The 24,702-nt window shown below is 45.1% G+C and carries 26 protein-coding genes and 2 tRNA genes; 18 read left to right on the forward strand and 10 right to left on the reverse strand.

Translation table 11 applies throughout. From position 1 onward, the window contains the following. The first annotated feature begins 30 nt into the window (after positions 1–30). The 4 genes from B5444_RS03590 to B5444_RS03605 all read left to right on the forward strand — a co-directional run bounded on the left by B5444_RS03590 (position 31) and on the right by B5444_RS03605 (position 3,300). Positions 31–549 (forward strand): YbhB/YbcL family Raf kinase inhibitor-like protein, encoded by a 519-nt coding sequence (locus B5444_RS03590; protein ID WP_231967161.1) that lies wholly within the window; start codon positions 31–33, stop codon positions 547–549. A 16-nt stretch (positions 550–565) separates the two neighbouring features. Next, positions 566–639, forward strand: a tRNA-Arg gene (locus tag B5444_RS03595). Between the two features lie 12 nt (positions 640–651). Continuing rightward, complete coding sequence (gene glmS / locus B5444_RS03600) at positions 652–2,430, forward strand: glutamine--fructose-6-phosphate transaminase (isomerizing) (RefSeq protein WP_079653873.1); 1,779 nt, start codon at positions 652–654, stop codon at positions 2,428–2,430. Between the two features lie 24 nt (positions 2,431–2,454). Next, on the forward strand, positions 2,455–3,300 hold the full coding sequence (locus B5444_RS03605; protein WP_079653874.1) for a family 1 encapsulin nanocompartment shell protein: 846 nt from the start codon (positions 2,455–2,457) through the stop codon (positions 3,298–3,300). Here B5444_RS03605 and topA read toward each other — a convergent pair. The 4 genes from topA to B5444_RS03625 are packed head-to-tail and all read right to left on the reverse strand — an operon-like array spanning position 3,287 to position 7,522. After that, positions 3,287–4,870: a type I DNA topoisomerase gene (gene topA, locus B5444_RS03610; RefSeq protein WP_079653875.1), complete on the reverse strand. Its 1,584-nt coding sequence runs from the start codon at positions 4,868–4,870 to the stop codon at positions 3,287–3,289. The genes B5444_RS03605 and topA overlap by 14 nt on opposite strands. Beyond that, on the reverse strand, positions 4,867–5,886 hold the full coding sequence (gcvT, locus tag B5444_RS03615) for a glycine cleavage system aminomethyltransferase GcvT (protein ID WP_079653876.1): 1,020 nt from the start codon (positions 5,884–5,886) through the stop codon (positions 4,867–4,869). Before gcvT ends, topA begins: the two co-directional genes overlap by 4 nt. Before the next feature lie 9 nt (positions 5,887–5,895). Next, on the reverse strand, positions 5,896–6,978 hold the full coding sequence (locus B5444_RS03620) for a DUF8082 domain-containing protein (RefSeq protein WP_079653877.1): 1,083 nt from the start codon (positions 6,976–6,978) through the stop codon (positions 5,896–5,898). After that, positions 6,965–7,522 (reverse strand): GTP-binding protein, encoded by a 558-nt coding sequence (locus B5444_RS03625; RefSeq protein WP_079653878.1) that lies wholly within the window; start codon positions 7,520–7,522, stop codon positions 6,965–6,967. Before B5444_RS03625 ends, B5444_RS03620 begins: the two co-directional genes overlap by 14 nt. Positions 7,523–7,583: 61 nt before the next feature. On the opposite strand from B5444_RS03625, the gene B5444_RS03630 reads away from it, so the two are divergent. The 10 genes from B5444_RS03630 (at position 7,584) to kdsA (ending at position 16,286) form a co-directional block, all read left to right on the forward strand. Then, positions 7,584–8,216 (forward strand): phosphoribosyltransferase, encoded by a 633-nt coding sequence (locus tag B5444_RS03630; RefSeq protein ID WP_079653879.1) that lies wholly within the window; start codon positions 7,584–7,586, stop codon positions 8,214–8,216. Between the two features lie 31 nt (positions 8,217–8,247). Continuing rightward, on the forward strand, positions 8,248–9,960 hold the full coding sequence (gene rpoD, locus B5444_RS03635) for an RNA polymerase sigma factor RpoD (RefSeq protein ID WP_079653880.1): 1,713 nt from the start codon (positions 8,248–8,250) through the stop codon (positions 9,958–9,960). Positions 9,961–9,975: 15 nt separating this feature from the next. Next, positions 9,976–10,059 (forward strand) — tRNA-Leu (locus B5444_RS03640). Positions 10,060–10,078: 19 nt separating this feature from the next. Beyond that, positions 10,079–11,371: a trigger factor gene (gene tig, locus B5444_RS03645; protein ID WP_079653881.1), complete on the forward strand. Its 1,293-nt coding sequence runs from the start codon at positions 10,079–10,081 to the stop codon at positions 11,369–11,371. Beyond that, a complete protein-coding gene (clpP, locus tag B5444_RS03650; RefSeq protein ID WP_079653882.1) occupies positions 11,352–11,954 on the forward strand; it encodes an ATP-dependent Clp endopeptidase proteolytic subunit ClpP in 603 nt (200 codons plus the stop codon). Before tig ends, clpP begins: the two co-directional genes overlap by 20 nt. Before the next feature lies 1 nt (position 11,955). Beyond that, entirely contained in the window at positions 11,956–13,194 is a 1,239-nt protein-coding gene (clpX, locus tag B5444_RS03655; RefSeq protein WP_079653883.1) for an ATP-dependent Clp protease ATP-binding subunit ClpX, read from the forward strand. Between the two features lie 19 nt (positions 13,195–13,213). Continuing rightward, positions 13,214–13,696 (forward strand): OmpH/Skp family outer membrane protein, encoded by a 483-nt coding sequence (locus tag B5444_RS03660; protein WP_079653884.1) that lies wholly within the window; start codon positions 13,214–13,216, stop codon positions 13,694–13,696. Then, complete coding sequence (lpxD, locus tag B5444_RS03665) at positions 13,693–14,670, forward strand: UDP-3-O-(3-hydroxymyristoyl)glucosamine N-acyltransferase (RefSeq protein ID WP_079653885.1); 978 nt, start codon at positions 13,693–13,695, stop codon at positions 14,668–14,670. Before B5444_RS03660 ends, lpxD begins: the two co-directional genes overlap by 4 nt. Further along, positions 14,660–15,496 carry a menaquinone biosynthesis family protein gene (locus B5444_RS03670; protein WP_079653886.1) on the forward strand — a complete coding sequence of 279 codons (837 nt, stop codon included), beginning with the start codon at positions 14,660–14,662 and terminating at the stop codon, positions 15,494–15,496. The genes lpxD and B5444_RS03670 overlap by 11 nt, the downstream gene beginning before the upstream one ends. Beyond that, positions 15,486–16,286 carry a 3-deoxy-8-phosphooctulonate synthase gene (gene kdsA, locus B5444_RS03675; RefSeq protein ID WP_197680861.1) on the forward strand — a complete coding sequence of 267 codons (801 nt, stop codon included), beginning with the start codon at positions 15,486–15,488 and terminating at the stop codon, positions 16,284–16,286. The genes B5444_RS03670 and kdsA overlap by 11 nt, the downstream gene beginning before the upstream one ends. Here kdsA and ndk read toward each other — a convergent pair. The 6 genes from ndk to gatB are packed head-to-tail and all read right to left on the reverse strand — an operon-like array spanning position 16,258 to position 20,046. Further along, positions 16,258–16,680 (reverse strand): nucleoside-diphosphate kinase, encoded by a 423-nt coding sequence (gene ndk, locus B5444_RS03680; RefSeq protein WP_079653887.1) that lies wholly within the window; start codon positions 16,678–16,680, stop codon positions 16,258–16,260. The genes kdsA and ndk overlap by 29 nt on opposite strands. A 32-nt stretch (positions 16,681–16,712) precedes the next feature. Next, positions 16,713–17,246 (reverse strand): ATP synthase F1 subunit delta, encoded by a 534-nt coding sequence (atpH, locus tag B5444_RS03685; protein ID WP_079653888.1) that lies wholly within the window; start codon positions 17,244–17,246, stop codon positions 16,713–16,715. Continuing rightward, on the reverse strand, positions 17,243–17,740 hold the full coding sequence (locus tag B5444_RS03690; protein ID WP_079653889.1) for a F0F1 ATP synthase subunit B: 498 nt from the start codon (positions 17,738–17,740) through the stop codon (positions 17,243–17,245). The genes atpH and B5444_RS03690 overlap by 4 nt, the downstream gene beginning before the upstream one ends. Then, positions 17,737–18,177, reverse strand: coding sequence for a F0F1 ATP synthase subunit B (locus tag B5444_RS03695; RefSeq protein WP_079653890.1), 441 nt, complete (start codon positions 18,175–18,177; stop codon positions 17,737–17,739). Before B5444_RS03695 ends, B5444_RS03690 begins: the two co-directional genes overlap by 4 nt. 13 nt (positions 18,178–18,190) lie before the next feature. Then, positions 18,191–18,634, reverse strand: coding sequence for a ribose 5-phosphate isomerase B (gene rpiB / locus B5444_RS03700; protein WP_079653891.1), 444 nt, complete (start codon positions 18,632–18,634; stop codon positions 18,191–18,193). Then, the gene (gatB, locus tag B5444_RS03705) at positions 18,631–20,046 is read right to left on the reverse strand and encodes an Asp-tRNA(Asn)/Glu-tRNA(Gln) amidotransferase subunit GatB (RefSeq protein WP_079653892.1); all 1,416 of its coding nucleotides are present in this window, start codon (positions 20,044–20,046) and stop codon (positions 18,631–18,633) included. The genes rpiB and gatB overlap by 4 nt, the downstream gene beginning before the upstream one ends. 27 nt (positions 20,047–20,073) lie before the next feature. Between gatB and leuS the strand changes: the two genes are divergently transcribed. The 4 genes from leuS to B5444_RS03725 are packed head-to-tail and all read left to right on the forward strand — an operon-like array spanning position 20,074 to position 24,696. Beyond that, positions 20,074–21,894 (forward strand): leucine--tRNA ligase, encoded by a 1,821-nt coding sequence (gene leuS, locus B5444_RS03710; protein WP_079653893.1) that lies wholly within the window; start codon positions 20,074–20,076, stop codon positions 21,892–21,894. After that, the gene (locus B5444_RS03715; protein ID WP_079653894.1) at positions 21,878–22,201 is read left to right on the forward strand and encodes a hypothetical protein; all 324 of its coding nucleotides are present in this window, start codon (positions 21,878–21,880) and stop codon (positions 22,199–22,201) included. Before leuS ends, B5444_RS03715 begins: the two co-directional genes overlap by 17 nt. Continuing rightward, positions 22,194–22,994 (forward strand): 3-methyl-2-oxobutanoate hydroxymethyltransferase, encoded by an 801-nt coding sequence (gene panB / locus B5444_RS03720; RefSeq protein WP_079653895.1) that lies wholly within the window; start codon positions 22,194–22,196, stop codon positions 22,992–22,994. The genes B5444_RS03715 and panB overlap by 8 nt, the downstream gene beginning before the upstream one ends. Beyond that, positions 22,987–24,696 carry a GspE/PulE family protein gene (locus B5444_RS03725; protein WP_079653896.1) on the forward strand — a complete coding sequence of 570 codons (1,710 nt, stop codon included), beginning with the start codon at positions 22,987–22,989 and terminating at the stop codon, positions 24,694–24,696. Before panB ends, B5444_RS03725 begins: the two co-directional genes overlap by 8 nt. Positions 24,697–24,702 lie beyond the last annotated feature (6 nt).

The following is a 24,702-nucleotide window of genomic DNA, read 5'->3' on the forward strand; positions in this document are numbered from 1 at the left end:
TTAAATTATAGTCCATGGGAGGGTGTCAAGATGAGACCATTGGTAGCGAGTATGGTATTCCTTGGTTTTCTTTCCTTCCAGAGCAAAGGTATGGAGCTTAAAAGCTCTGCTTTTAAAAACGGCCAGGAGATCCCCAGAAAGTATACCTGTGATGGTGTAAACATATCTCCCGAGCTTAGTTGGGAAAATCCCCCTAGCGGTGCCAAATCTTACGTACTCATAATGGAAGATCCAGACGCACCGTACGGCACTTTTACCCACTGGGTGGTTTACGATATACCAGCACACGTAAGGAGCTTAAAGGAAGGCTTTCCTAAGGCAGATCAGGTAGATGGTATAAAGCAAGGAATTAATGACTTTGGCTACGTAGGATATGGAGGTCCATGCCCGCCGAAGGGTCACGGTTACCACAGGTACATCTTTAAGCTGTATGTCTTGAGCGTGGAGAGCTTAAACCTTCCCCCAAAAGCTACCAAAAAGCAGGTGGAAGAAAGTATAAGGGGGAAAGTATTAGCTGAAGGCAGGCTTGTAGGTAAGTATAGAAGGTAATATAATACTAAAGGGACGGTCCGTAGCTCAACTGGACAGAGCGCGGGACTACGGATCCCGAGGTTGCGGGTTCGACTCCCGCCGGACCGGAAGGATAAAAGCATGTGTGGAATAATAGGTTACGTAGGAGATAATCCTGCTATCTTTGTACTCCTTCAAGGTCTTGAAAGGCTAGAGTACCGTGGATATGACTCTGCTGGAGTTGCCCTTATAGAGGACGAGAAGCTCTTTGTAGAGAAGAAGGTAGGAAAGATAAGGGAGCTCGTAAGAAGCCTTTGGGGAAAACCCTTAAAGGGTACAGTTGGTATAGGTCATACACGTTGGGCCACTCACGGTGAACCGTGCGAGATTAACGCGCATCCCCACACGGATATGAAAGGACAGTTTGCAGTGGTCCATAACGGCATAATTGAAAACTACTTGGAGCTAAAGCAGGAGCTAACAAAGCAAGGTGTGGAGTTTAGATCTCAAACTGATACAGAGGTTATAGCCCATCTTATAGCTCTGAATTATAAGGGTGATCTACTTGAGGCAGTTTTAAGCGTACTTCCCAAGCTAAAAGGAGCCTACGCCTTTGTAGTCCTTTCAAGCTTAGAGCCCTACAGGATAGTGGGGGTTAGACATGGCAATCCACTCGTTGTGGGTTTGGGTGATGGTGAGAACTTTATAGCATCAGACATACCAGCACTCCTGCCCTTTACCAAGAAGGTGATACCATTATCGGACGGTGAAGTTGCCGACCTGAGGAAGGACAGCGTGGACATATACGACTTTGAAGGTAACAGGGTAGTGAAGGAGGTCATAGAAGTACCTTGGGACATAATATCTGCCGAGAAGGGTGGGTTTAAGCACTTCATGCTGAAGGAGATATTTGAACAGCCGAGGACTACGGCGGATACCATAAAGGGTTTTATATCAAGAGAGTACACGCTGCCTGTTTCTTTGAATGAGTTCAGGAGAGTTCTCATAACCGCTTGTGGTACATCCTACCATGCAGGCCTCGTAGCCAAATACTGGATAGAGAAGTATGCGAAGGTACCGGTAGAAGTGGTGTATGCTTCAGAGCTTAGATACTCGGACAACCCTATAAACGAGAAGGACCTAGTTCTGGCCATATCCCAGTCAGGCGAGACAGCCGACACGAGGTTTTCTGCCCTTGCTGCAAAGGAAAAGGGAGCCTTCCTTGTATCAGTGGTCAACGTGGTGGGTAGTGCTTTGGACAGAGAGTCAGACTATACTCTTTACACGCATGCCGGTCCAGAGATAGGGGTAGCGGCTACAAAGACCTTTACCGCGCAGCTAGCTGCACTTTACTGCCTTGCTGTAAGCCAATCACCGGAAAGGGAACAACTCATGGCAAAGCTCCTTTCTGTTACATCCCTGATGGAGGAAATCCTGTCTAGGGCTGAGGATATAAGGAAGATAGCCCTATCTTACAGTAGTGCCAAAAACATGCTATACCTTGGAAGGTACCTGAGCTATCCCATAGCTTTGGAGGGTGCTTTAAAACTGAAGGAGATATCCTACATACACGCTGAAGGCTACCCAGCTGGTGAGATGAAACACGGTCCCATAGCTCTTATAGATGAGAAAATGCCCGTCTTTGTGATAGCTCCAAGAGATCGTACCTATGAGAAAATCTTGTCCAACGTGGAGGAGGTACTTGCCCGTAAGGGTAATGTGATAGCTATCGGTTTTGAAGGTGATGAGCATCTTAGACAGAAGGCAAAGGATGTCATAAGCATACCCCATGTGGAAGAAGATTTGAGTCCCTTCTTGACTGTGATACCTACACAGCTCTTCGCTTACTACATAGCTGACTTTTTGGGTCTTGACGTGGATCAGCCGAGGAATCTGGCAAAGACTGTAACCGTGGAATAAAATCTATAGGAAGGGAGGTATATTATGGAATTCTTTGGCGTTGAAAACTCTCCCCTTACGGTGGAAGAATGGAAGCTCCTTGAAGATGCCATCATAAGCACTGCCAAAAACGTTTTAGTATGTAGAAGGTTCATGCCTGTAGTAGGTCCGATAGGAGTAGGACATCAGCTCATATCTTACGATGTCTTTCTAGGTGTAGAACCAGGTAGCTGCGAGGTGAGACCTGGAGAAGAGGCCCAGAGGTGCGAACCCATAAGGACTGGGATAAGGAAGCATATAGTCCTTCCCACCATATACAAACCCTTTGCCATAAGCTGGAGAGACTTAGAGTACTCCCGCCAGTTTAACCTGCCTTTGGATACTTCAGCTGCCTCCGCGTGTGCCTTTGCTACAGCTGTGGCAGAGGACACTCTGATAATACACGGGAATCCAGAGCTGGGTATAGAAGGTCTTCTCTCTGTAGAAGGAAGGCAGACCCTTTCCATGAGCGATTGGGACGTTATGGGTAACGCCTTCAACGATGTAGCCCTTGGTATTTCCAAACTTGCCAACTCAGGCTTCTTTGGACCTTACTACCTTCTTCTAAACCCTAAAGATTACTTTAAGCTAAACAGAGTCTACCATAACACAGGTCTTCTGGAGCTTGAACAGATAAAGAAGCTAGTAAAAGAAGTCTTCTATACACCTATAGTTCCTGAAGGAAAGGCCATACTCCTATCAGCAGGCCCGCAGAACATGGACATAGTAATAGGTATGGACATGACCCTGGTCTACGTAGAGACTTCCAACATGGTCCATGAGTTCAGAGTAATGGAGGTGTTAGCACCGAGGATAAAAAGACCGGGTGCCATAGTGGTCATCGGAGGATAGCCGTCTGGTAGAGTTCTCTGACTAGCTCCTTCCAGTCTCTCCTTCCCTCCTCTATCTCATCAAGTTTGTCTTCCATAAGTTTGGTAAAGCCATAGTCCACGAGTCTTGGATAGTTTTCCATAAGGTAGCTCACTAGAGTGCGTCCAAGCCCTGTGGGTTTTAACCTTCCCTTTTCCACTACTACGTAGTTTCTACTTTTTAAAGTATCCACCAGCGTTTGATAGGTGGATGGCCTTCCTATGCCTAGGCTTTCCAGCTTTTTTATTAGAGTTCCTTCTGTGTACCTCTCTGGAGGTTTAGAGACAACTTCTTCTAAGAACACCTTTTTTGGTTTTAGGATATGGCCTTCTTCTAAAGGTGGGAGTGCTTGGTCCTGTACCCTTTCAAAGATGGTCCAGCCTGGGAATAGAGTTCTGAAGCCCTCAGCTTCAAACTCGAGGTTTTCGGCAGATAGAGGTACCAAAATGGCCTTCTGATCCTCTATGATCCAGTCAGCCATAAGGCTTTGTAGAGTCCTAACCTTTATAAGGTCAAACACCTGCCTTTCCTTAATCTCTGAGGGTAACAAATCTAACCTTGTAGGCCTTATACACTCATGGGCAAGTTGAGAGTGTTGCCTTTCTTTGAACTTTCTTGGCTTCCCCACGTAATCTCTTCCGTATGTGTCTGATATATAGGAAAGGAACTCCTTCTGCTTTTCTTCGCTTATCCTGTGGCTGTCCGTCCTTGGATAGGTTATGTAGCCAAGCTCGTAGAGCTTCTGGGCCAACTGTTGAGCTTCTTTTACTGTAAGCCCTAACCTCTGGTTTGCCTCTTTTAGGTACTCGGCCGTGTTGAAAGGTTTGGGTGGTGGCTTTCTCTCCTCCTTAATGCTAAAGGATTTGACCATGAAAAGGCTATCTTTTACCTTGTTAAGGAAGGGTTCTGCGTTGGATGGCTTTTCAAACCTATAGGGCAGTGTAGCTTGGAAGGTAATGCCATCTTTTTCAAAAACTGCTTTTATGTAATAACTTTTCTTCTTTTTGTGGTTTTCAATCTGTTCCTCCCTTTCAACTATGAGCCTTAGGGCTGGGCTTTGAACCCTACCCACTGAGATGGTGGTCTTTAGGTCTTTGCTTGCCTTTGGTGAGATAAGATAGCCGATAAGCCTGTCCAACACACGCCTCGCAAACTGTGAGTAGACTAAGTTCATGTCTATGTTTCTCTTCTCGTGTAGGGCTTTCTTTATGGCGGAAGGTAATATCTCGTAAAAGGCTATCCTCCAGATGTTTTTGTTGAACCTTTTAAGGTAGTCCCAGACCCAGTAGGCGATAGCCTCTCCTTCCCTGTCTGGGTCTGTGGCTATGTAAACTTCCTCTGCCCTCTTGGCTATTTTTGCAAGTTCATCCAGGAGCTTCTTTTTACCCCTGACGAAAACTACCCTAAACTCAAGGGTGTTTAAGTCTACACCAAGCTCGTTTTCAGGAAGATCTTTTACATGTCCCTTGGTTGCAAAGACCCACCATCCTTCACCTAGGAACTTTTTTATAGTTCTTGCTTTTGTGGGAGACTCTACTACGAGAAGCTTCATGCCTTGACGAAGGGATAGCTTCTAAGCCTTCCCTTCAACCTTCTGTCTCTTACTTCAACCTCAACTTCAAGGCCTTCTTGTCTGAAGTTTACGTCCACAAAACATAGGGCTATACCTCTGTCTAGTGTGTACGAGTAAGTGCCGCTTGAAACTACCCCTATTGGCTTACCCTCGTGCAACACTCTGTAGCCGCTCCTCGGTACCCCTCTCTCCAAGAGTTCCAACCCGAAGAGTTTTTTCTCTACCTTTTTTGAAAGCATGGCCTGCTTTCCCAAAAAGTCCTTCTCAAAGTCCACAAACTTATCCAACGCTGCTTCTAATGGTGTTATATCTTCAGAAAGCTCCTTCCCGTAGAGGGGAAAGCCTGCCTCTATCCTGAGCACGTCCCTCGCGGCAAGACCGCACGGCCTTGCGTAGTTTAGCAGTTCTCTAAAGAGCTGCAGCGTTCTGTCCACAGGCCCGTATATCTCATATCCCGGTCCGCCCGTGTATCCAGTCCTTGATACTATAAAGTCGTCCATTCTCTTAAAGTGATAATACTTTAGGTCTTTTACGGGAAAGAACTTAGAGATAACCTCAGGGCTTTCTTTGCCTTGGACAGCTATCTGAAGCAAGTTTTGAGAAATGTCCAGAACCTCCACGAAGTTGCTCAGATGCTCTTTAACCTTTTGTCTGTTGCCTGCGTTCACACAGAGTAGAAGCTCATCCTCTGAAAGCATGTAGACGGTGATATCATCCTTTATCCCACCTTTCTCGTTGGTTATAAGGTTGTACTGGACTTTACCCACCTTTAACTTTTGGAGGTTGTTGGTGGTAAGGTAGTTTAGCTTTTGTAAAGCTTCATAACCCCTTACCAGGAACCTGCCCATGTGGGATACGTCAAAGATGCCACAAGACTGTCTGACGGCAAGTACCTCATCCTTTACCGATCCATAATCTAGTGGCATCTGCCAGCCGTTGAAATCCGTAAAACGAGCGCCTATGTCCTTGTGAATGCTGTAGAAGGGAGTTTTCACTCTAAAGGATTATAACACTATACCCTTGGCCTTTTTTAGAAAGTTCTCTGCATGCAGCTTGTCAGGTATCTCCATGTAAAGGGCATCTATAAGCCTTTTGAAAGACTCTTCATCCATGCTTTCCTCCGAAAGGCCTAAGTGTTTTAGTACCTTGTTCCATATGAGCGGTCCTATGGGCCCTATCTCTTCCGTGAAGTACTTCTTTAGCTCAAGCACAGACCCTGGATTGATCTTAGAAGAAGGTGAAGGTTCTGTAAACCTTATCTCTATGGGCTGTGGGCTATACTCTATCTGCATGGAGAAGAAGGTACCTGTATCTGCTGGGGGACACTCTTCCAGGTGATCAAAACCTTCCAGGTGAGAACGGATGCAAAGGACAGGCCTACTCCTATGGTAAAAAACGTAGAAGCGGGACCCTCTGTCTACTTCCGTTACATGTATGCCTGCCATAGAACTCTTGAACTCTTCTCTTTTTACTTCCCTGATTGTACGCATGGAGTAGAGCAGTAGGGGTAACTCTTTGTCCGTGGAGTATACCTCAAGAAAGACCTCCGATGGAGAGAGCATAAGGCTTTGGTATCTTTCAAGGTTGTAGCCATCGTCGTAGTAAGAGAGTATAGGCGTACCATCTTGAAAGACAACCATAAGCTTTATGTCATGTACGGTACTAAAGACAGCATAACCGTAAAGGCCAACATTTCTTATGTTTTGAAGTAGCTTAGCTAGGTTTATGCTCGCGAGCTTAACGTAGGGAAAGGCAAGAGTGCCGTACCCAGCAAAGGTGTAAGGGCTCAAGGGCATGTCTTTAAAGCTCCTCATACGATGGACTACACAGAGGGTAGTCTGAAAAACGTCTATTATTCCAGAACCAGATGGTACGTACTGGCTAGGGTTAATGTGTACGATATTGCTACCTTTAATCTTCCTAAGACCTTCTTTCAAGCTACCTTCAACCAGGATGAGATAATCCTCCCTATCCCAGTAAGTAAGCTTTATGTAGCCTGTTAGCCTCCTTTCTGAAAAGTCAGCAAGCAACCCCCTCCAGTCAACGCTATCCGTACTAAGATCTCCGTATACTTTAACCCTTTGCATACCTCTTTACCAAGATATTTGATAGGATAAGTCTGAAGGTTTCCAAAACACCTTTACCCTCTACGGCTACAGCCTCCACGTAAGGTGCACCCCATGGGTTGAACCTCATCTCCATGTCCTCTATGGGCATGGCGTCGGGCAAGTCCCTCTTGTTGTACTGTACCACCACGGGAAAGTCCATAAGATTCTCACCAAGCTCCTTTAGAACGGCTGCCGTCTCTCTTAGCACCAAAAAGTTGACATCCGCCCTCTCTCTTGAGCTGTCTACTACGAAGACAAGACCATCCACACCTTTGAGGATTACCTTTCGCAATGGGTGGAGTCTAAACTGTCCTGGAGTGGTCAAGACCTTTATATCCAGCTCAAGGTCATCGACCTTTACGTTGCTTACAAACATCTCCATGAAAAGCGTTCTCTGTTCATCCGTCTCCATGCTCACCAGCTCCCCAGCCATGCCCTTCTCCCTGAGGATTCTGTTGAGCATCTTTACGTTTGTACTCTTTCCGGCAAGGCTAGAACCAAAGTAGACAACTTTAAGCTTCACCACACCCTCCTACGGCTTGCCTGACTTGTCTGATTTGTCGGAGTAAATAAAGTTTAATTATATGACCTTTTTTGACAGGGCTGATGCAGGTAAGCTTTTGGGAGAGTACTTAAAGGAAAACATGGTACAAAACCATGTTGATGTTGTGCTCGGAATACCACGGGGGGGTGTACTTGTAGCTAAAGAGGTAGCAAGGGCCTTAGGCAAACCCTTGGGTGTGCTCCTTGTAAGAAAGCTAGGTGTACCTTCAAACCCAGAACTCGCCTTCGGTGCTGTAGATCCAGACGGTGAAGTCTATCTAGACCAAAGTACGGTAGACTACTTTGGACTCTCCGAGGAAGACATAAAGAAGGTGGTCAGGAACGAGCTGGAAAAGATAAGAGAAAGAGAAAGAAGGTTTGCGAAAGCTCTTATAGATCCAGAGGGTAAGCAACTGCTTATAGTGGACGATGGGATAGCGACAGGTCTTACTGTTCTCGCAGGCATAGGTTATCTAAGAAGAAAGGGAGCCAAGAGTATATACGTGGCCGCGCCTGTGTGTCCTGCAAGCACTATCCAAAGGCTCACCAAGGTAGCTGATAAAGTTTACTGCTATCACGTTGTAGGAGACTCTTCCTTTGCTGTGGGCATCTTCTACAGAGACTTCAGACAGGTCACTGACGAAGAAGTTGAAGAAGTACTTTCCCAGGAATAAATTATAGACCTTTTGATAGGAGGTTATGGTCATGGTAGATAGGGAACTATTGGCTAAACTTATAGGGCTCAGTGAGAAAGGGTATGTAACCTATGCAGAACTTAGTGAAGCGCTAGGTAAAGATATCACCGATCCGGAGATTTACGAAGAGGTAATGGATTTCTTACAAGAGAGGGGTGTAAGGATAGTAGAGAGTGAAGAAGATGTTACCCTAGATTATGAAGAAGATGAACTTACTGTCTCAACAGATGGTCTGTACTCTTCCGCAAAGGATGGGGACCCTGTAAAGCTTTACATGAGGGATATGGGTAAAATACCACTCCTCACCAGAGAAGAGGAGATATTCTATGCGCAACAGATAGAAAGAGGAAGAAAAATAATGAGAAGAGGCCTTTTAAGAACAGCCTTCCTTGTAGAAAAGGTCCTAACAGAATGGGCCAACGTATGCAACGGTAAGGTAAAGGCCGTGGACCTTATGGACACCATGGACACGAGCAAGACAGTAGAAGAGTACGAAGAAACTCAAGAACAGTTAGAAAGATACTTCATGGATAAGGGTCTTGAGCTAGCGAAGGCTTACAAGGAAGCATTGCAGTGGAGAGAGCTCTACCTTAAATATCCTACACCCGAATACAAAAAGGAATATTTGAAAAAGCACGCACGCATGAACAGAATACTGAAAGAGCTTCATCTTAAATATTCCAAGTTTGAACGCATAGCCGACGAGCTCCTAAACCTTTACCAAAAGTATACGAAGAAGCTCAGAGAATATAAGCTAAGGAAGGAAAAGCTAGAAAAGATCCATCCTAACGTAGATGAACTCATAAAGCTCTACGACAGTAATAAGGAGCTCCAGAAAAGGGCAGAGAGACTTGGCTACGATTTTGTAAAGTTTCAAATGCTCAGGGATGAGTACCTAACCCTTAAGAAGGAAATAAATGAACTTAAAAACAAAATGGGTATTCTACCAGAAGAGCTCGATAGAGTTATAAGCATAATAAAGGAAGGAAGGACGCAAGTAGTCCAAGCTAAACAGGTTATGGTCAAATGTAACCTAAGGCTTGTGGTATCCATAGCCAAGAAGTATGTAAACAGAGGCCTGCACTTCTTAGACCTCATACAAGAAGGAAACATGGGCCTTATAAAAGCAGTAGATAAATACGACTACAGGAAAGGATACAAGTTCTCCACGTACGCCACCTGGTGGATAAGGCAGGCCATAACTAGGGCCATAGCAGATCAGGCCAGGACCATCCGTATACCCGTACACATGATAGAGACAATGAATGAAATAAACAGAGAAGCCAAAAAATTCTTCCAAGACCATGGTAGAGAACCAACGCCTGAAGAACTAGCTCAGCGTTTGGGAATATCTGTGGAAAAAGTAAAGAGGGTCCTAAAATCTTCACAAGAGCCCATATCCCTTGACACACCTATAGGGGACGATGAAGATACACACCTGAGGGACTTTATAGAGGACAGAAGCGTACCATCTCCAGAGGAACAAGTTCACCGTAGGGTACTGAGAGAACATCTCATAAAGGTGCTACAAACCCTGGGAGAGAAAGAAAGAGAGATACTCATGTACAGGTACGGTTTGGTTGATGGTACCGAGTACACATTGGAACAGATAGGCAAAATGTTCAACGTCACAAGGGAGAGGATAAGGCAGATAGAAAACAAAGCCATAAGAAAGCTTAGACATCCAAGTAGGGCTAAGTACCTCAAGGACTTTGAGCTATAATTTAAATTTCATAAAGCGGGTGTGGCGGAATTGGCAGACGCGCGGGACTCAGGATCCCGTGGCCGTAAGGCCGTGAGGGTTCAACTCCCTCCACCCGCATAAAAACCTGGAGGAAGGAATGAAGGTAGAATTAGTGCCTAGAGAAGGCCTCTTCAAAGAGCTAAGGGTAGAGGTAGAAGGTGCTATAGTGGACAACGCCCTTAAGGAAGTCTACCAGTACTTAATGGAAAACGCAGAGGTAGAAGGCTTTAGACGAGGTAAAGCACCCCTTTGGATAATAAAGGCAAGGTTCAAGGAAACCATAAAGGAAGAAACGGGCAAGAAGGTAGCAGATGCTACCCTTCACGAGGCCATCAAGATGGCAAACGTGGAACCTGTAGCCGACATATACCTGGAGGATATCCAGCTGGACGAAGGAAGTTTAAAGCTCTCTTACAAAGTTTCCTTTGAAACACAGCCAGAGTTTGAGCTTAAAGACCTTAGCAATTTGGAGGTAACCATAAAACCCATAAAGCTAAACGATGAAATGCTCAGAAAAGCCATAGAAGAGCTCAGAGAAGAACATGCCGTATGGGAACCTGTAGACAGAGAGATAAGGGAAGGGGATTTAGTGGTGTTGGACTATGAGATAGAAGAACTGAGCTCAGGTGAAGTTATCAAGGACGAGACTTCTGCTATAGTCGGTCAAGGGATGCTAAGACAGGAGATAGAAAAGGAGCTCATAGGCAAAAAAGAGGGAGATGAGCTGGTATTTGAAGAGCTAGACCTTTACAGCACCGAAGGCAAACCTGTGGGTAAGGCAAAGGTAAAACTTGTAGTAAAAGCAGTAAAGGAGAAGAAGTTACCAGAGCTTAACGATGAGTTTGCAAAGGAAGCGGGTTTAGGTGAAACTTGGGAGGAAGCTCAAGAGAAGATAAGAAGATCCTTAGAAGAGAGGATAGAAAGCCTGAGGAAGCAGGCCATATCTGAGGCCTTGGTACAGAAGCTTGTGCAGATGCACGACTTTGAGGTTCCCAAAACACTCCTCTCAAGGGAGCTTTCCTTCCTAGTAGGAAGAAGGTTAGAGACCCTAAAACAGTTAGGTGTAGATCCAAGGTACGTGGACATAAGACTCCTATCTCAAGAACTCCTCCCCTTTGCAGTCCAGAACATAAAGCTCAGGTACATACTAGAGAAGTACAGCCAGGAGAAGGGTTTTGAAGTAAGCCAAGAGGAGCTCGAAAAATACTACGAGGAGCTGGCATCCAGCTACAATACCTCAAAGGAAGAGTTCAAAGAGTATGTAAAGGAAAGGGGTTTGGAAGAGCAGATAAGGAAGGATCTAATAAGGCAGAAGGCCTTTGAAGATCTTCTGTCTAAGGTGAAAGTAACAGAAGAGGAGGAAAATAAGGATGAAGGACAATCTTCTTAATCAGCTAGTGCCCATTGTAATAGAGCAGACACCCAGGGGCGAAAGGGCTTACGACATATACTCAAGGCTTCTGCAGGACAGGATAGTATTGCTTGGCTATCCTATAGATGACCATGTGGCAAACCTAATAGTAGCTCAGCTCCTTTTCTTGGAGGCTCAGGACCCAGAAAAGGACATATACATGTACATAAACTCGCCCGGTGGTTCTGTGACAGCTGGCCTTGCCATATACGATACGATGCAGTACATAAAACCCGATGTAGTTACCATATGCATAGGGCAAGCGGCTTCAATGGCAGCAGTACTTTTGGCTGCTGGTGCTCCCGGTAAGAGGTATTCACTCCCACACTCGAGGATAATGATCCACCAACCCTTAGGTGGGATATCAGGACAAGCTACTGACATAATAATCCACGCTGAGGAGATAAGGAGGATAAAGAACCTCTTAAACCAGATCCTGGCCAAACACACAGGGCAGCCACTAGAAAGGATAGAAAGAGACGTAGAGAGGGACTACTTTATGTCTCCAGAAGAGGCAATGGCCTACGGCATAATAGACAAGGTTATAGAGAAGAGGCAGTAAGATGAAGCAGAAGGATATAGAAGATAGGTGTTCCTTTTGTGGCTCACCAGCGAGAGATGTTCTCTTCTTGATATCTGGCATAGGTGATGCTTTCATATGCGACAGATGTGTGGAAGCAGGCTACAGGCTAGTCCAGGAGCACAAAAAACAACTACAACCACGTACCCTTAAGGATCTACCCAAGCCAGAGGAGATAAAGAAGTACTTAGATCAGTACGTTATAGGCCAAGAGAAAGCAAAGAAGATACTCTCAGTAGCAGTCTACAACCACTACAAGAGGATAAGGAACAAGGAGCTAGGTCTGAACATGGAAGATACAGAAGTGGAAAAGAGCAACATACTGCTTATAGGTCCTACAGGCTCAGGCAAAACCCTTTTAGCAAGAACCTTAGCCAAGCTCCTGGATGTGCCCTTCGCCATAGCAGATGCAACAAGCCTTACAGAAGCTGGTTATGTGGGAGAGGACGTAGAGAACGTACTTGTCAGACTCCTGCAGAACTGTGGCTACGATGTTAAACTTGCCCAGAAAGGTATAGTCTACATAGATGAGATAGACAAGATAGCCAAAAAGTCTGGTATAAACCCATCTATAACTAGGGACGTTTCTGGTGAAGGCGTGCAGCAGGCCCTTCTTAAGATACTAGAGGGCACCATAGCCAATGTACCACCTCAGGGTGGACGAAAGCACCCACACCAGGAGTTTATACAAGTGGACACCACAGACATACTTTTCATCTGCGGAGGAGCTTTTGTAGGCCTGGAGGACATAATAAAGAGGAGGCTGGGCAAATCTGTAGTAGGGTTTGAATCTCAAATAAGGAACCTCAAAGAAGACCAGCACATCCTAGATCTTGTAGAGGTTGAAGATCTCATACACTTCGGTCTCATACCAGAGTTTGTAGGAAGACTTCCAGTTATAGCTGTGTTGCACGAGCTAACAGAAGAAGATTTGATGAGGGTCTTGGTGGAGCCAAAGAACGCTCTAATAAAGCAGTATCAGAAACTCCTTGCTATGGACGGTGTAGAGCTTGAGTTCACAGAGGAAGCAATAAGAGAGATAGCCAGAGAGGCCATAAGAAGGAAGACGGGTGCAAGGGGTCTTAGGGCCATCCTCGAAGAGATCATGACGGATGTTATGTTTGAGGTACCTTCCATACCAGGTATAAAGAAGGTGATCGTAGATGAACAAACTGTGAAAAATAGAACAAAACCCAAATACATATACGAAAAGGCAGTATAATGACAAGAAGGAGGTAATCATGAAGAGACTTTTAATTTTGTTGTTGGTAGGAAGCTTTGCCTATGCAGAGCAGAAGTTTGTATGTGTAGACCCTAACAGGATAATAGCTGAATCTAAGGTGGTAGCTCAAAAACAAGAAGAGCTAAAAAAGAAGGCTCAGGATTATCAAAGTCAATTGCAAGAGGTAAATAAAAGACTCGAGGAACTCAAGAACCAGATTCAGAGCAAGGGTATAAGCCAGCAGGCAAGGGAACAAAAGATAAAAGAATATCAACAGACTGAGGCAAAAGGCATAGAGCTTCAACAGAAGGCCCAAGCTGAGCTTATGGAGCTCAAAAGTAGACTAGAAAGTGAGCTTCTTGCACAAGTCAGGAATATAGGAAGCCAAATAGCTAAAGAGAAGGGTTACACTGGTATACTTGATTGTGGTGCCTTCCTTTATATACAACCGGAGCTTGACATAACAAAAGAGGTCATAAACAGGTTAGATCAAAGTAGATGAAGCTTTCGCAGGTAGCGAGGTTGCTTGAAGGTACCTTCTATGGACCTGAAGACCTGGAGGTTTACGGCGTATCTTCCGTAGAACATCCTAAAAAAGGTACCCTTGTCTTCTGCAGAAACAGAGAAGAGGCTTTAAACCTTCCTGAAGGATGCATTCCTGTAGTGTCTGAAGCTCTAGAGGATAAAGTTCATATACTGGTAAAGGACGTTAGGCTTGCCCTCGCGAAAGCCCTTGAGCACTTCTACACAGAAGAACATCCTGTGGGAATCTCAGAGAAAGCCCACATAGAAGATGGTGTAACCATAGGTAGAGATGTTTACATAGGTCCCTTTGTGTACATAGGTAGGGGAGTTGTTCTAGAGGACGGAGTAAAGGTCTACCCTTTTTCTTACATAGGGGATTACTCCCATATAGGTGAGGGAAGCGTTATCTTCAGCGGGGTACACATATACCCAAGGACGGTAATAGGTAAGAAGGTAAGGATTCACAGCGGGGCTGTGATAGGAGCCGACGGATTTGGATACCATATAACTAAAGAAGGTATCTATAAGCTGCAACATATAGGCAACGTGGTGATCGAGGATAATGTAGAGATAGGGGCAAATACTACTGTAGACAGGGCTCTTATAGACAGCACAAAGATAGGGAAGGATACCAAGATAGACAACCTGGTTATGGTAGGGCATAACTGTCAAGTAGGGGAAAGGAACGTATTAGTCTCGCAGGTAGGTTTGTCTGGTAGTGTTAAGACAGGAAGAGATGTGATACTGGCGGGACAGGTGGGTGTTGCAGACCATGTTAAAATCGGGGATGGTGTTACGGTCACAGCCAAGTCTGGTGTGGCCTATGACCTTGAACCTGGTAAGGTCTACGGCGCAAACCTCCCAGCCATTGAATGGACTAGGTGGAGGAGGATATATTTATACCTTCTGAGGCTACCAGAGCTCTTTAGAGGTAGAAGAGATGAAGATTAGGATAGCGCATAGTCCAGATTCGGACGATGCCTTTATGTTTTACCCTATGGTCAAAGGTCTTATAGACACAGAAGGCCTAGAAGTGGAACACATCCTCGCAGACATACAGACCCTAAACGAGGAAGCTCTAAAGGGTACATACGAAGTCTCTGCCATATCTTTCCATGCCTACCCTTACGTGGCGGATAAATATCTAGTGTTGCCGAGCGGTGGTAGCGTAGGTGACGGGTATGGTCCCATAGTGGTTAGCAAGAAAGAGCTCCAGAGTTTGAAAGGCCTGAAGATAGCAGTCCCTGGCAAGCTAACTACTGCCTTCTTGGTCTTGAAGCTCTACGAGCCAGACTTTGAGGAGGTAGTCTTACCTTTTGACAAGGTAATGGATGCTGTACAGGAAGGCCTTGTAGATGCAGGTCTTGTCATACACGAGGGACAGCTAAGCTACCAGGACAGGGGACTCTTTAAAGTGGTAGACCTGGGAGCATGGTGGAAAGAAAGGACAGGGCTTCCGCTACCTTTAGGATGCAACGTTGTAAGAAAGGATTTAGGTCTAGAGAACATAAGGAAGGTTGAAAGGGTCATGAGAAGGAGTGTGGAGTACGCATTGAAGCACAAGGATATAGCTCTTTCTTACGCTAGAGAGTACGCCAGGGATATAAAGGAGGATCCAGACAGAACCCAGAGGTTTGTCAGCATGTACGTGAACGAAAGGACCATAGACTACGGAGAAGACGGAAGGAGGAGCGTAAGGCTCCTGCTTAACATGGGAAAAGAGACAGGTATCATAAAGGCACCCATACCGGAGGTTATATTCAGCGATGAACTATAGGATGCTCATAATAGCAGGTCCGTGTGTTATAGAGAACGAGAGAGTAGTGTTCGAAGTAGCAACAGAGTTAAAGAGGTTGTCAGAGGAGTTCAAGGGTTTTGACTTTGTATTTAAATCCTCCTTCGATAAGGCCAACAGGTCTTCTGTAAAGTCTTTCAGAGGTCCTGGGCTTGATGAAGGTCTAAAGATCTTGGCTAGAGTAAAAGAAGAACTTGGTCTAAAGGTAACTACTGATGTTCACGAGACTTACCAAGTGAAGCCTGTGGCAGAGGTGGTTGACATAGTACAGATACCTGCCTTTTTAAGCAGGCAAACAGACTTGCTTCTTGAGGCTGGTAGAAGCGGCAAGACGGTAAACGTTAAGAAGGGTCAATTCTTGGCCCCATGGGACGTAAAAAACGTAGTTGAAAAACTTGAGTATGTAGGATGTAAGGATTATTACATTACGGAAAGGGGTGTATGCTTTGGGTACAACAACCTGGTGGTAGACTTTAGAAGTTTGGTCATAATGAGGAACTTTACCAGGGTTATCTTTGACGCCACCCATAGTGTACAACTGCCGGGCGGTGCAGGTGATAGATCTTCTGGCCAGAGGGAATTTGTTATACCGCTTATAAAGGCAGCTGTAGCTGTAGGCTGCGATGGACTCTTCATGGAGGTCCATCCAGACCCGGACAGGGCACTGTCAGATGGACCCAACATGCTTCCCCTTAAGGATCTCAGGTACGTCCTAGAAATAGTGCAGGCTATTAGAGAGTCCCTCAGCAGATTTCAAGTTCAGAGAATATGAAGGGTATCTCGTAACTTGCTGACTCTGGTGAGTCCGAAGCGTGGATGGCATTCTTACCTTTGTCAGTACCAAACAATGCCCTTATGGAGTTGGGAGCTACCTTTCTTGCCTCTTCACTGTCTGTGGGACCTATTATCTCCCTTACCCTGCTTATAGCGTTCTGACCTTCAAGCACACAAGCAACCACAGGGCCAGAGGTCATAAATTCCACCAGCTCACCGTAAAAAGGTCTCTCCTTATGCACTATGTAAAACTTTTGGGCCTGCTCCTTTGTGAACCTAAACATCTTTAGAGCTTTGATGGTAAAGCCTTCCTGGATAAACCTGTCCAGAATTTTACCTATTGCACCTTTTTCAACGGCATCAGGTTTAATGATTATCAGGGTCCTTTCCATGCTTTCCTTACCTCCTTCAGAACAAATATGGTTTATAGAGTTCCTAATCTTTCTAAAGCTCTTTTAACAGATGCGTCCAGTACGAAAGAATCCGTTACTACTACAAAACCACCTATTAGGTTTTCGTCTTTCTGTAGCTCTAGCTCAAACTCCCTTCCAAGCCTTTGTTTAAGGATTTGGGAGATCCTTGCTATATACTCGGAAGGAATCTCATGGGCTGTTATGAGCTTTGCCCTGGACATTCTAAGCTCTTTTTCCATCTCCTTTGCGTATATTCTTTTCACGTCGCTTATGAAACGTATAGCATTCAGATCTATTACGTGCTCCAGTACACCGTCTACAGCCTCTGGTAGACCAAACTTTTCTCTCAGAGTCTTTAGATACTTAAGCTTTTCCTCTTTTGGTACAGTAGGGTTAAGCATAAAGGCCTTTATCTCCTTCACCCTTTTGTAGGAGCTTTCAAGGAAGGTAAGGAAGTCCAAAAGATTACTCAGAGCTTTTTTGTCATCTTTAACTCTTTTGAGGAAGGCCTTTGCTATCTGAGAAGCTATGTGTGTTCTGTTCATCTTTCAGCCTCCAAAAGCTTTAGAGATCTCTCAAGGTACTTCTTTTGAACCTCTGGGTTTTTAAAAGTTTCCTTAAGCGTAGCAAACGCTTCTTCCCTTACTCTCTGTGCAGCATACCTGTATAGCTCTTCTTTTGCCCTAGTGAGCTCTACCTCTATGGCTTCTTTGGCTTTCTCTTTTATCCTCTCTACCATTTGATCTGTTTTCCTTCTTTCTTCTTCTCTTATGTAGTCTGCTGTTTCTTTGGCAAGCTTTAGCTGTTCTTGGTATCTCCTCTGAGCATCTTCATACTGAGCTTTTGCTCTTTCATACTCTTCTTGAGCTTTTTTTAGGGTTTCTTCTGAGCTATCTAAACCTTCTGTGAGCTTACGGAAAAATTCGTTGAAGGCTTGGGATATAGGTTTTCTACCAAAGTAGTAGACTATAGCCAGGAAGAGAAGTATGTTAAAACCCTTCCAGAAGAGCTCTAATGCGTGGTGTGAAGCTTCACTCATGCTGCCTCCTCCGTTATCCTGGAGACTATATCTTTTACAAGAGCCTTCACATGAGCATCCACGTTGGCCTTTTCTTGCTCAAGCTGGGCCCTTATGCTTCTAACTGCATCTTCTATCTGCCTCTTTACTTCTTCCTCTGCTTGGGAAAGCCTTTCCTGTCTTTCCCTCTCTGCCTCTTTTCTAGCCTGATCCAGTATAGCGTTTGATTCTTGTCTTCCCTTCTCAAGGATCTCCTTTGCTTTGTCTATAAGGTCTTTGGCTTGAGCCAAAAACTCCTCTGCCTTACCTTGGTTGTGGGATGTTAACCTTTCCCTCTCTTGTATGGCCTGCGTATATGGTTTGACTAACAGCAGGTTGACCAAGAAGACAAACACTAGGAACAGAATGAGTTGAAAGAAGAGTGTTACATTTGGGTAAAGAGCTTGCTGTATGTCCATCCCTTTCCTCCAACTAACATTTTAACTCAAACTCTTCAATCATGCCAACTCTGAGTTGGTGCCTACCTCCTTCAAACTCCTCTCTAAGCCAGGCATCCACTATAGAGAGGGCGAGCTCCTTACCTACTACCCTGCTACCAAGACATAGGACATTGGCGTCGTTGTGTCTTCTACTCATTCTAGCCATATACTCGTTTAAACAGAGTGCAGCCCTTATTCCTTTAAACTTGTTGGCGGCTATGCACATACCTATGCCGGTTCCACATATTAGAATTCCTCTTTCTGCCTGACCCTTTTGGACAGCTTGAGCTACAAGCTGGGCAAAGTTGGGATAGTCTACTGAGGTGGTGTCCTTGGTGCCTAAGTCTAAAACTTCGTGTCCTATATTGATTAGGTATACCTTTATCTCTTCCTTTAGCTCAAAACCTGCATGATCTGCTCCTAATGCTATCCTCATGAGCTTAGGGCCTCCTTTAGTATCTGGTTGACCTTCTGTGGGTTTGCCTTACCCTTTGCTTTTTTCATAACCTGTCCTACAAAAAAGCCGAAGAGCTTTTCCTCTCCCTTTTTGTACCTCTCTACTTCCTGCGGGTGCTCTTTTAGGACTTCCTCCACAAGCCTTCTTATTGTCTCTTCATCGCTTACCTGTACAAGTCCCTCTTCTTCCACTATTACCTTAGGTAGCTTACCGGTATCTACCATCTTCTTGAGAACTTCTTTTGCGAGCTTGGAGGATAGCACGCCTTCCTTAAGGAGTTTAATAAGCTGGGCCAAGTGTTCGGGGGTTATGGGAGCTTCTTCTAAGCTGAGTCCTTTTTCTCCTAGGTATCCAAGAAGGTCGTTCAAAAGAAGGTTGCAGGCCATCTTTGGATCTTGTGGGTAATGTTTTAGAACCTCCTCAAAGAAGTCTCCAAGCTCCTTATGCAATGTTAAGATGCTAGCCTCCTTCTGGGTTATGCCATAGTCTTTAACTAGCCTTTCCCTCCTCTGGTGGGGTAGCTCGGGCATGCTTGACCTTATCTCTTCTATCCACTCTTTTGGTACTATCAAGGGTAGGAGATCTGGATCCGGGAAGTACCTGTAATCTTCAGCTTCTTCCTTGGACCTCATGCTGTAGGTCCTGCCCGTTGATGGATCAAAGGTTCTTGTCTCTTGCTCTACCTTGCCGCCATCTCTTATTATCTGTATCTGTCTTTCTATCTCATACTCTATAGCCTTCTGCACAAACTTAAAGGAGTTTACGTTCTTTATCTCTACCCTTGTACCTAGAATGTTAGATCCCTTAGGTCTCACAGAGACGTTTATGTCGCATCTCAGCTGTCCCTTCTCCATGTCTGCCCTTGAGACACCTGCATAACGCATTATGCTCCTTAGCTCCTCTAAGAACATACGTGCAAGCTCTGGAGAGTCTATGTCTGGCTCTGTTACTATCTCCATGAGAGGCGTGCCTGCCCTGTTTAGGTCCACGTAACTTTTGTCTCCTTCGTGTATGTTCTTGCCAGCATCTTCTTCTAAATGAAGCCTTCTTATCCTTATCCTTTTACCATCCACATCTATCCAACCGTTCACAGCCAAGGGTTCTTCGTATTGGGATATTTGGTAGCCTTTGGGTAGATCAGGGTAGAAGTAGTTCTTCCTGGCAAAGATGGACCTGGTGTTTATCTGGCAGTTTAGAGCTAAAGCTGCCCTTATGGCCTTCTCTACAGCCTTCTTGTTTACCACTGGTAGGCTTCCAGGAAGGCCAAGGCATACGGGGCATACGTTGGAGTTGGGTTCGGCTCCAAACTCCACAGGGCAGGAACAAAACATCTTACTTCTAGTGTCTATCTGGACGTGTATCTCTAAGCCTATAACAGGTTCAAACTCCATGCACTAAATATTATAAAATTTTCACCTATGGAAGCCTACAATCCCAAAAGCATAGAAGAGAAATGGCAGAAGATCTGGGAAGATCTGGGTGTTTTCAAAGCTGAAGAAAACCGAGGAGAAAAGAGGTACGTGCTTGAGATGTTTCCTTATCCTTCTGGGCGTATCCATATGGGTCACGTGAGGAACTACACGGTAGGTGATGCCATAGCCAGGTTTCTGCGCTTTAGAGGTTACAACGTCCTACATCCCATGGGATGGGATGCTTTCGGTCTTCCTGCGGAAAACGCGGCCATAAAGCACGGTGTCCATCCTGCAAAGTGGACTTACGAAAACATAGACTACATGAGAAAACAGCTTAAAAGCCTTGGGTTTTCTTATGACTGGAGTAGAGAGATTGCCACATGCGATCCTGAATATTACAGGTGGAATCAGTGGATATTCTTAAAGATGTATGAAAGGGGTCTTGTATACAGAAAGCTTGCTGAAGTAAACTGGTGTCCCACTGATGAGACAGTACTTGCCAACGAACAAGTCATAGAAGGAAGGTGCTGGAGATGTTCTACTCCCGTTGTAAGGAAGGAAATCCCTTCGTGGTATATAAAGATAACCGATTACGCTGAAAGGCTTTTGGAAGACCTTAAACTCCTTGAGGGTAAGTGGCCCGAGAGGGTTATAGCCCAGCAGAGGAACTGGATAGGTAGGTCAGAAGGTGCCATAATAAAGTTCTTCGTTGAAGACATACCCATAGAGGTCTTTACTACACGACCAGATACCGTCTTTGGTGTTACCTTCCTGGTGCTAGCTCCAGAGCATCCCCTAACTTTGGAACTTGCCAGGAGAGGAGGTAAAGAAGCTGAGGCAAGAGCTCTTCTTGAGAAGATAAAGTCTCAGTCTACCAGGGAGAGAGGTCTTGTAGAGGAAAAGGAAGGTGTGTTCCTGGGTGTATACGCCGTAAACCCAGCCAACGGTCAGAAGGTCCCCGTATGGACGGCCAACTACGTCCTTTACGAGTATGGAACTGGAGCCATAATGGCGGTGCCAGCCCACGATCAGAGGGACTACGAGTTTGCCAAAAAATACAACCTGCCTATAAGGTACGTTATAGTGCCAAGAGAGGGTAACCCTCCTGCGGATAGAGCTTATGAAGATGAGGGTATTTTGATAAACTCAGACCCTTTTGATGGCAAAGAATCTTCAGAAGCCAAGAGGCTAATAACCAAGTGGCTTGAGGAAAAAGGCTTTGGATATTTTAAGGTAACCTACAGGCTGAGAGACTGGAACATATCAAGGCAGAGGTACTGGGGAACACCTATACCAATAGTATACTGTGACAGATGTGGCATCCTTCCCGTACCCGAGGAGGAGCTTCCTGTGATGCTTCCCATGAACGTAAACATAACGGGACATGGTAATCCCCTTGAGAAGGTGGAGGAGTTTGTAAACACAAAGTGCCCCAAGTGTGGTGGACCTGCAAGGAGAGAGACAGACACAATGGACACCTTTTTTGACTCTTCTTGGTACTTCCTGCGTTTCTGTGATCCTCATAACCATCAGATGCCTTTCTCAAAGGAGAAGGTAGACTACTGGATGAATGTGGACTTTTACATAGGCGGTATAGAGCATGCAGTCTTGCACCTTCTGTATGCTAGGTTTTTCCAGAAGTTCCTCTACGACCTTGGTCTTGTAAAAGATTTGGAACCTTTTAATATACTTATAACCCAAGGTATGGTTTTAAAGAGGTGGGTAAGCGTAGGTAAACTTTTGGAGTACTTAGATCTCTCCGAAGAGGATGATTTGGATGTACTCAGAAAAAAACTTATGGAGGTCTTCTATGACAAAGGAGTTTGAGATAGGTTTGGAGCTACTCAAGAAGGTAAGAGGGGAACTCGAGGCTTTGAGCCAGGCCCAAGATAAGCTAAGTGCAAGGCAGCTTGTTAACGCCATAATAAACCCTGTGACCGCATCCGCCTATCAGGTAAGGGTAGGAGATGGTCCAAGGAAGGAAGAGCTCCTTAAGGTGCTCTTTGAAGTAGTCAAGAACATGAGAGACCTTCAAGATCTTCAAGCTCTGAAGGACTCTGTAGCTTCCCTTTTAGACCTTCTGGATAGAGTACAGCAGGAGCTAAGCGCAGAGCAGAAAAGCTCCAATGGATAGGCAGGTAACCATAAGGACCCTCTTCCAGAAGAAAAAAGAGGGTAAGAAGATCACTATGATCTCCACATACGATTACCTATCCGCCAAGCTCTGTGATGAGGTGGGTATAGATTGCATACTCGTGGGTGATTCGTTGGGTATGGTCTTTCAGGGTATGGAGAGCACCTTGCATGTGAGCCTGGAGGATATGATATACCACGCTAAAGCTGTAAGGCGTGGGGCAAAAAGGTCTTTTGTAATAGCGGATATGCCCTTTATGAGCTATCAGGTCTCCTTGGAGGAAGCCTTAAGGAACTGTGGGAGAGTTGTAAAGGAAGCACAAGTCAACGCCGTCAAGCTAGAAGGAGGAGAGGAGATCTCGGAGCTCGTCTACAGGCTCACCAGCATAGGCATACCCGTGGTAGGTCATGTGGGCTTTACCCCTCAAAGCATAAACGTATTAGGCGGTTACAGAGTGGTAGGTAAAGGTGAAGAAAGGGAAAGGGTAAAAAAAGATCTTAAGGCCTTGGAGGAGGCGGGAGCCTTCATGGTGGTGCTTGAGGCTGTACCCATGGATCTGACTAAGGAACTATGGGAGAACTCAAGGAGTATACTCATAGGTATAGGAGCTGGACCTTACTGCGATGGGCAGGTTCTAGTTTTCCATGACCTTGTGGGGTTAGTGGAGGAGATAAAGCCCAAGTTTGTCAAAAGGTACGCAGAGGGTGCTAAGATCTTTAGACAAGCCCTTATTCAGTTTAAGGAAGAGGTGGAAAAGGGTATATATCCTTCTGAGGAAGAGAGCTATGGATGAAACAGCCCTAATACAACATTTTTACAAAGTGGGTTACATAACGAAAGAGCATATTGAAAAAGCTTTTGAAATACTTCAGAAAGATAGATCAAGAAATGTTATAGATGTGCTCTTTGAGATAGGTGCTCTGGATGACAATAAACTCTTGGATTTTTATAAAAAGCATCTCCCAGGTAAAATATGGAATGGTAATGTTGAAGAAGTAGAAATACCAGAAAACATCATAAAAGAATTACCTGAAGATTTACTAAGAAGGAACATGATAGCACCTGTGTCCTACAAAAATGGTGTACTCACAGTAATAACTCTTAACCCTTACAACCAGCAGATCATAAACGAGCTTAGGTTCAAAACCAGAATAGACAAAGTTAACGCGATGTTTGCTCCTAGAAGGACTATAGAGGCAGTTCTTGATAAGCTCTTTCCCACTGTTGGAAAGATTCTAGAGGATCTTGAACCAGAAGGTGAGGTAGAGATAGAACAGGAGGAGATAGACTTTTCGGATCAAGCTCTTCTTGCAGCTGCGGACGAAGGACCAGTGGTCAAGCTCGCGAACGCTATAATAACAGAGGCGGTAAAAAAAGGCGCATCCGACATACACATAGAGCCGTATGAGAAGTCTTTGGTTGTAAGGTATAGGATAGACGGTATACTGAGGGTTTACCATGAGTTTAAACAACCATCCTTAAAAGCGAGCCTTATCTCTAGGTTTAAGATAATGGCTGGTGTTGATATCTCAGAAAAGAGAAAACCTCAAGACGGGAGGATAAGGCTAAAGATAGATGGTAGGAGGATAGACCTTAGGTTTTCCTCAGTACCCACCATACATGGTGAGAAGGTGGTCATGCGTATCCAGAAGGCTGAAAGCTATCTTAATGTGAAGTTAGAAGATTTAGGCTTTGAACCCGATGATCTTGAAAAGTTTAGGAAGGCCATATGGACGCCCTGGGGAATGGTTTTGGTTACAGGTCCTACTGGTTCGGGTAAAACTACAACCCTGTACTCGGCTCTCATGGAGAGGAACACCCCGGACGTTAACATAATGACAGCCGAAGACCCTGTTGAGGTGGCAATACCGGGACTCAACCAGGTGCAGATAAACGAAAAGGCGGGTGTTGACTTTGCAACGGTGCTAAGAGCTTTCCTAAGACAGGACCCGGACATAATACTCATAGGTGAGATAAGGGACAGGGAAACGGCAGAGATAGGTATAAAGGCAGCTCTAACCGGACACCTTGTCTTCTCAACCTTACACACCAACGATGCTCCAAGCTCTATAACCAGGCTAGTGGACATGGGTATTGAACCCTTCCTTGTGGGTTCTTCCGTCATACTTATAGTAGCCCAAAGGCTCATAAGGAAGCTATGTCCTGTGTGCAAAGTTCCCGATCAAACACCCAGGGAAGCTCTTGTTAGGATGGGTGTTCTAAAAGATATTTCAGAAAACCTTGTCATATATACACATAAAGAAGGTGGGTGTGAGGAGTGCAACTATACAGGGTACAAGGGTAGGACAGCCGTGCACGAGATACTCGTCGTGGATGAAGAGATAAGGAAACTTATAGTTAAGGGTGCCACGGCGGAGGACATAAGAGACTTAGCAAGACAAAAGGGTATGAGGACCCTTTACGAAGCTGGTCTCCTGAAGGTAAGGAAGGGTATAACCTCTCTGTATGAGGTGGCCAGGGTTTTAGCCAAGTGATATACT

Origin of the sequence: Thermocrinis minervae (assembly GCF_900142435.1) — a bacterium.
GTDB classification, from domain to species: domain Bacteria; phylum Aquificota; class Aquificia; order Aquificales; family Aquificaceae; genus Thermocrinis_A; species Thermocrinis_A minervae.

Coding starts and splice junctions, on each gene's coding strand:
- B5444_RS03605 (WP_079653874.1), top strand. CDS start 2,455: ATGGAATTCTTTGGCGTTGAAAACTCTCCCCTTACGGTGGAAGAATGG.
- atpH (WP_079653888.1), bottom strand. CDS start 17,246: ATGAACAGAACACACATAGCTTCTCAGATAGCAAAGGCCTTCCTCAAA.
- B5444_RS03695 (WP_079653890.1), bottom strand. CDS start 18,177: ATGGACATACAGCAAGCTCTTTACCCAAATGTAACACTCTTCTTTCAA.
- B5444_RS03715 (WP_079653894.1), top strand. CDS start 21,878: ATGACAAAGGAGTTTGAGATAGGTTTGGAGCTACTCAAGAAGGTAAGA.
- B5444_RS03725 (WP_079653896.1), top strand. CDS start 22,987: ATGGATGAAACAGCCCTAATACAACATTTTTACAAAGTGGGTTACATA.
- B5444_RS03660 (WP_079653884.1), top strand. CDS start 13,214: ATGAAGAGACTTTTAATTTTGTTGTTGGTAGGAAGCTTTGCCTATGCA.
- B5444_RS03630 (WP_079653879.1), top strand. CDS start 7,584: ATGACCTTTTTTGACAGGGCTGATGCAGGTAAGCTTTTGGGAGAGTAC.
- gatB (WP_079653892.1), bottom strand. CDS start 20,046: ATGGAGTTTGAACCTGTTATAGGCTTAGAGATACACGTCCAGATAGAC.
- kdsA (WP_197680861.1), top strand. CDS start 15,486: ATGAACTATAGGATGCTCATAATAGCAGGTCCGTGTGTTATAGAGAAC.
- clpX (WP_079653883.1), top strand. CDS start 11,956: ATGAAGCAGAAGGATATAGAAGATAGGTGTTCCTTTTGTGGCTCACCA.
- B5444_RS03690 (WP_079653889.1), bottom strand. CDS start 17,740: ATGAGTGAAGCTTCACACCACGCATTAGAGCTCTTCTGGAAGGGTTTT.
- B5444_RS03670 (WP_079653886.1), top strand. CDS start 14,660: ATGAAGATTAGGATAGCGCATAGTCCAGATTCGGACGATGCCTTTATG.
- panB (WP_079653895.1), top strand. CDS start 22,194: ATGGATAGGCAGGTAACCATAAGGACCCTCTTCCAGAAGAAAAAAGAG.
- glmS (WP_079653873.1), top strand. CDS start 652: ATGTGTGGAATAATAGGTTACGTAGGAGATAATCCTGCTATCTTTGTA.
- lpxD (WP_079653885.1), top strand. CDS start 13,693: ATGAAGCTTTCGCAGGTAGCGAGGTTGCTTGAAGGTACCTTCTATGGA.
- rpoD (WP_079653880.1), top strand. CDS start 8,248: ATGGTAGATAGGGAACTATTGGCTAAACTTATAGGGCTCAGTGAGAAA.
- ndk (WP_079653887.1), bottom strand. CDS start 16,680: ATGGAAAGGACCCTGATAATCATTAAACCTGATGCCGTTGAAAAAGGT.
- rpiB (WP_079653891.1), bottom strand. CDS start 18,634: ATGAGGATAGCATTAGGAGCAGATCATGCAGGTTTTGAGCTAAAGGAA.
- topA (WP_079653875.1), bottom strand. CDS start 4,870: ATGAAGCTTCTCGTAGTAGAGTCTCCCACAAAAGCAAGAACTATAAAA.
- tig (WP_079653881.1), top strand. CDS start 10,079: ATGAAGGTAGAATTAGTGCCTAGAGAAGGCCTCTTCAAAGAGCTAAGG.
- clpP (WP_079653882.1), top strand. CDS start 11,352: ATGAAGGACAATCTTCTTAATCAGCTAGTGCCCATTGTAATAGAGCAG.
- B5444_RS03620 (WP_079653877.1), bottom strand. CDS start 6,978: ATGCAAAGGGTTAAAGTATACGGAGATCTTAGTACGGATAGCGTTGAC.
- B5444_RS03590 (WP_231967161.1), top strand. CDS start 31: ATGAGACCATTGGTAGCGAGTATGGTATTCCTTGGTTTTCTTTCCTTC.
- leuS (WP_079653893.1), top strand. CDS start 20,074: ATGGAAGCCTACAATCCCAAAAGCATAGAAGAGAAATGGCAGAAGATC.